The following is a 4,516-nucleotide window of genomic DNA, read 5'->3' on the forward strand; positions in this document are numbered from 1 at the left end:
CCCGCCGGCGCCCACCGACGGCGAGGAGCCGCCGGCCCCGCCGGCCTGAGCGATCCCCAGCCCACGGACGAGGGCCCCGGAGCAGCAGCTCCGGGGCCCTCGTGCGTCAGCGCCATCGTCGCCGACGGCGCGACGCGTCAGTGCTGGTAGGTGCCGTGGACGATCGCGCGACCGAGCGTCTTGAACGCCAGGTTGAAGCCGACGACGGCGGGGCTCACGTCGCCGTCGACCCCGAGCTTCTCCTCGCCCACCGCGTGGACCACGAAGAAGTAGCGGTGCGGCTGGTCGCCCTCCGGCGGCGCGGCCCCCATGAAGTTCTTGCCGCCACCGTCGTTGCGCACGTGGAAGGCGCCCTCGGGCAGCGTGTCGTCGCTCGCGCCGGCGCCGGCGTCCAGCGAGGTGACGTCGGCGGGGATGTCGACGACCGTCCAGTGCCAGAAGCCGGACACGATCGGGGCGTCGGGGTCGTAGCAGGTGACGACGTAGGACCGCGTGCCCTCGGGGGCGCCGCTCCAGGACAGCTGCGGCGAGGTGTCGCCGTGCGCGTTGACCTGGTCGTCCTTGAGCGGGGCGCCGTCGGTGACGTCGTCGCTCGTGACCGAGAACGACGCCGCGGCCGGCAGCAGCGGATAGGGGTCGGGGGTGACGGGACGTTCGAGACTCATGACCCCACGCTAGCGACGCCCTCCTCCTCGCGCAGTCCGGACGCCGGCCGTCCCAGTGTCCTGTCCAGCGTCCTGTCGAGCCCCGTCGAGCGCCCCGGCAGGCCCCCGGATGCGCCTCACCCGAGTGCTCGCCGACCATTCATCACCCGTTCACCGCAGACGCTCCGGACGCCGTCGCGCGCTGTCAGAGTTCTCGAGGCCCGTCCACCGACGCGCCGTCCTCCACCCCCAGGAGCACCAGGCGTGACCACCGTCCTGCGCAGCGAGCCTGCGCGCGTCGACGTCGACGAGCCCCGACCGCTCTCGACGGAGCTCAGCGGCTCCGACCGCACCTTCGTCCTCTCCACGCGGAGCATCGCCGTGACGGTGCTCGTCATCACCGGCGGGATCGGCCTGTTCCTCGCGTGGTCGGCGGTGCCGACGATGCAGCGGTACGGGCTCGGGTTCCTCACCGAGACGCAGTGGGAGCCGGAGTCGGACAAGCTCGGCATCGGCTCGGTGCTCATCGGCACCTTTACGGTCGCCTCCGTCGCCCTCGTCGTGGCGTTCCCGCTGTCGCTGCTCGCGGCGCTCTACATCGCCGAGTACGCGCCCCCGGGCCTGCGGGCACCGCTCACCTCGCTGGTCGACCTCATGGCCGCGGTGCCCAGCCTCGTGTACGGGCTGTGGGGCTTCTTCCTGCTGAAGCCGTACGTCGCCGACGTCGCCCACTGGTTGCACCAGCACCTCGGCTTCATCCCGATCTTCCGGGTCGACACCGATCCCGACGCCGCCGTCTGGGACCGCTCGGCCTACACCGCCTCGGCCTTCCTGGCCGGTCTCGCCGTGGCGATGATGGTCATCCCCATGGCGACCGCCGTGATGCGGCAGGTGTTCTCCCAGACCCCTCCCGGCGAGCGGGAGGCCGCCTTCGCCCTCGGCGCGACCCACTGGGGCGTCGTGCGCACCGTGGTGCTGCCCTTCGGCCGCGGCGGCATCATCGGCGGCACCATGCTCGGGCTGGGCCGCGCGCTCGGCGAGACGATCGCGGTCCTGCTGATCATCTCCCCGTCGTTCGACCTGAAGGTGCGCCCGCTGGAGATCGGCACCAACACCATCTCCGCCCTGATCGCCGGTCGCTTCGGCGAGGCCGCCGACACGCAGCTCGCGGCGCTGCTCGCCGCGGGCTTCGTGCTGTTCGTCATCACCCTCGTCATCAACTCGCTCGCCGCGATGGTCGTCGCGCGCAGCCGGTCCGGAGCAGGAGCCGACGCATGAGCGCGCCCACCCTCGACCCCGACCTCACCCGCACGACGGACCTCCCGGCCGTCACGGTGCCGCCCGCGACCCCGCAGGCAGCTCGGCCCGGTGCCACGGCCACCGCGGCGCGGGGGACGACGTCGGTGCGCACCGAGCCGTCCGTCCGCAAGAACGACGTCGACGGACCACGCCGCCTGCTGCGCTCGACGACGGCCGAGCAGCGCTTCGTCCAGCTGGGCGCCTGGCTGGCCGCGGTCGCGCTGGCCTGGCTCGTGACCGACCGCCTGCTGCCCTGGGACGGCGCGGTCGCGTTCACGCTGACGACGTTCGTGCTGGGCCTGGTGATCGTCGGGCTGCTCACGGCCGTGGTCGGGACGGGCCCGGAGGTCGTCGACCGGGTCATGAGCGCCGTGGTGCACGCCGCGGTGGTCCTGCTGGGCCTGGCGCTGCTGAGCACCGTGCTGTTCATCTTCCTGCGCGGCCGCGAGGCGCTGTTCCACGTCAACTTCTTCACCCACGACATGGAGGGCGTCGGCCCGCGCGACCCGTTCACCCGGGGCGGCATCCTGCACGCGATCGTCGGCTCGCTGATCCAGGTCGGCATCGCCGTGGCCATCACCATCCCGCTCGGCATCGGTACCGCGATCTACATGACCGAGGTCGGCGGCCGGCTCGCACGGGTCGTGCGCACCGTCGTCGAGGCCATGACGGCCCTGCCGTCGATCGTCGCCGGTCTGTTCATCTACACCGTCGCGATCGTGACGCTCGGGCTGCCGAGCTCGGGCCTGGCCGCTGCTCTCGCTCTCGCCGTCATGATGCTGCCGATCATCGCCCGCGCCTCCGACGTCGTGCTCCGGGTCGTGCCCGGCAGCCTGCGGGAGGCGAGCCTGGCGCTCGGCGCCTCCCGCTGGCGCACCGTCTGGCACGTCGTGCTGCCGACGGCGCGGCCCGGCCTGGCGACCGCCGTCATCCTCGGCGTCGCGCGCGGCATCGGTGAGACGTCGCCGGTCCTGCTGACGTCGGGCTCGGCCACGTTCCTCGTGACCAACCCGACCGGTGGCGTCATGAACTCGCTGCCGCTCTACATCTACTCGACGGTCCGCTCCGGCGAGCCGCTCGAGATCGCCCGCGCCTTCGCAGCCGCCTCCGTGCTGCTGGGCCTCGTGCTGACGTTGTTCGTGGTCGCTCGCCTCCTGGCGCGACCGAGGAAGGGAACCCGGTGAACCAGAGTCTTCTCGCCCGCCCCGCTCGCGCGGGCGTCGGCGTCGTGCTGCTCGCGATCGCGGTGCTGATCGCGTCGTCGCGCCCCGCGGAGGCTGCCTACGCCCAGATCGAGGGGTCGGGCTCCACCTGGTCCCAGGTGATCGTCAACCAGTGGATCACCGACGTGTCGGCGAACGGCATCAAGGTGACCTACACCGGACGCGGCTCGTCGGCCGGACGCAAGGCGTTCGCGGCCGGCACCACCGACTTCGGCATCACCGAGGTGCCCTACCAGGGCAGCGGTGCGCAGGGCGGTGACGACCCGCCGCCGAAGAACCGGCCCTTCTCCTACGTGCCGATCGTCGCGGGCGGCACGGCCTTCACCTACCAGGTCCGGGTCGGCGGGAAGATGGTCCGCAACCTGCGCCTGTCGGGCGACACCATCGCGAAGATCTTCACGAACAAGATCACCAACTGGAACGACCCCGCGATCGCCAAGGACAACAACGGCACGAAGCTGCCGTCGCTGAAGATCCGACCGGTCGTGCGCTCGGACGGCTCGGGCACCACCGCCCAGTTCACGGCCTGGCTCGACTCGCAGCACGCGAGCGACTGGCGCCCGTTCTTCGGCCGCGCAGGCCTGACGTCGTACTTCCCGCGCAAGGGCAACGCGACCGGTGCGAACGGCTCGGACCAGGTGATGAACACCATCGCCGACGCGGCCGGCAACGGGACCATCGGCTACGTCGAGTACTCCTACCCGGTCAACAAGAACTTCCCGGTCGTGAAGGTGCTGAACCGGTCGGGCTACTACGTCGAGCCGACGCAGTACAACGTGGCCGTCGCCCTGACGAAGGCGCGGATCCGCAAGGACCTGACGCAGGACCTGCTCGGCGTCTACACGGCGCAGGACAAGCGGGCCTACCCCCTCTCGTCGTACAGCTACCTGCTGCTGCCGACCGGCGCGAAGGACCAGCGCATGACCACGTCCAAGCGGCAGTCGCTGGCGGACTTCATGTTCTACTCGCTCTGCGAGGGGCAGACGAAGGCCGGCAAGTACGGGTACTCGCCGCTGCCGCTCAACCTCGTGCAGGCGGGCTTCACCGAGCTGTCCAAGCTGCGGAAGGCCGACCCGAAGGTCAACCTCAACGACCGCTCGGTCACCAAGTGCAACAACCCCACCTTCGTGCCGGGCAACCTGTCGGCCAACAAGCTCGCGCAGATCGCGCCCATGCCGGCGAGCTGCGACCAGCAGGGCCAGGGCCCGTGCACCACGGGCACGGGCACCGCGCCCACGTCGGTGGAGCAGGCGAAGAAGGGCGGCGGTGCCGGCGGCGGCTCGGGCGGCACCGGCGGCGCTGCCGGAGGTGACGGCTCGGCAGGCGGCACGCCCGACGCGCCCGGCGCCG

4 protein-coding genes are annotated in these 4,516 nt (G+C 71.6%); 3 read left to right on the plus strand and 1 reads right to left on the minus strand.

Annotated elements, in window-relative coordinates:
- Nucleotides 1-137: 137 nt before the first annotated feature.
- Nucleotides 138-665 carry a YbhB/YbcL family Raf kinase inhibitor-like protein gene (locus NH339_RS17350; RefSeq protein WP_253027254.1) on the minus strand — a complete coding sequence of 176 codons (528 nt, stop codon included), beginning with the start codon at nt 663-665 and terminating at the stop codon, nt 138-140.
- Between the two features lie 243 nt (nt 666-908).
- On the opposite strand from NH339_RS17350, the gene pstC reads away from it, so the two are divergent.
- The 3 genes from pstC to NH339_RS17365 all read left to right on the plus strand — a co-directional run.
- Nucleotides 909-1,922 carry a phosphate ABC transporter permease subunit PstC gene (pstC, locus tag NH339_RS17355; RefSeq protein ID WP_253027255.1) on the plus strand — a complete coding sequence of 338 codons (1,014 nt, stop codon included), beginning with the start codon at nt 909-911 and terminating at the stop codon, nt 1,920-1,922.
- Nucleotides 1,919-3,127, plus strand: coding sequence for a phosphate ABC transporter permease PstA (pstA, locus tag NH339_RS17360; protein WP_253027256.1), 1,209 nt, complete (start codon nt 1,919-1,921; stop codon nt 3,125-3,127). The genes pstC and pstA overlap by 4 nt, the downstream gene beginning before the upstream one ends.
- On the plus strand, nt 3,124-4,516 hold a 1,393-nt coding region (locus NH339_RS17365), incomplete at its 3' end, for a substrate-binding domain-containing protein (RefSeq protein WP_253027257.1). The genes pstA and NH339_RS17365, both read left to right, overlap by 4 nt.

This window comes from Aeromicrobium sp. CnD17-E, from assembly GCF_024124745.1.
In the GTDB taxonomy this organism is placed as follows: domain Bacteria; phylum Actinomycetota; class Actinomycetes; order Propionibacteriales; family Nocardioidaceae; genus Aeromicrobium.

What these genes read in the sequence shown, in the direction of transcription:
- NH339_RS17350 (WP_253027254.1), bottom strand. Translation starts at nt 665, where the DNA reads ATGAGTCTCGAACGTCCCGTCACCCCCGACCCCTATCCGCTGCTGCCG.
- pstA (WP_253027256.1), top strand. Translation starts at nt 1,919, where the DNA reads ATGAGCGCGCCCACCCTCGACCCCGACCTCACCCGCACGACGGACCTC.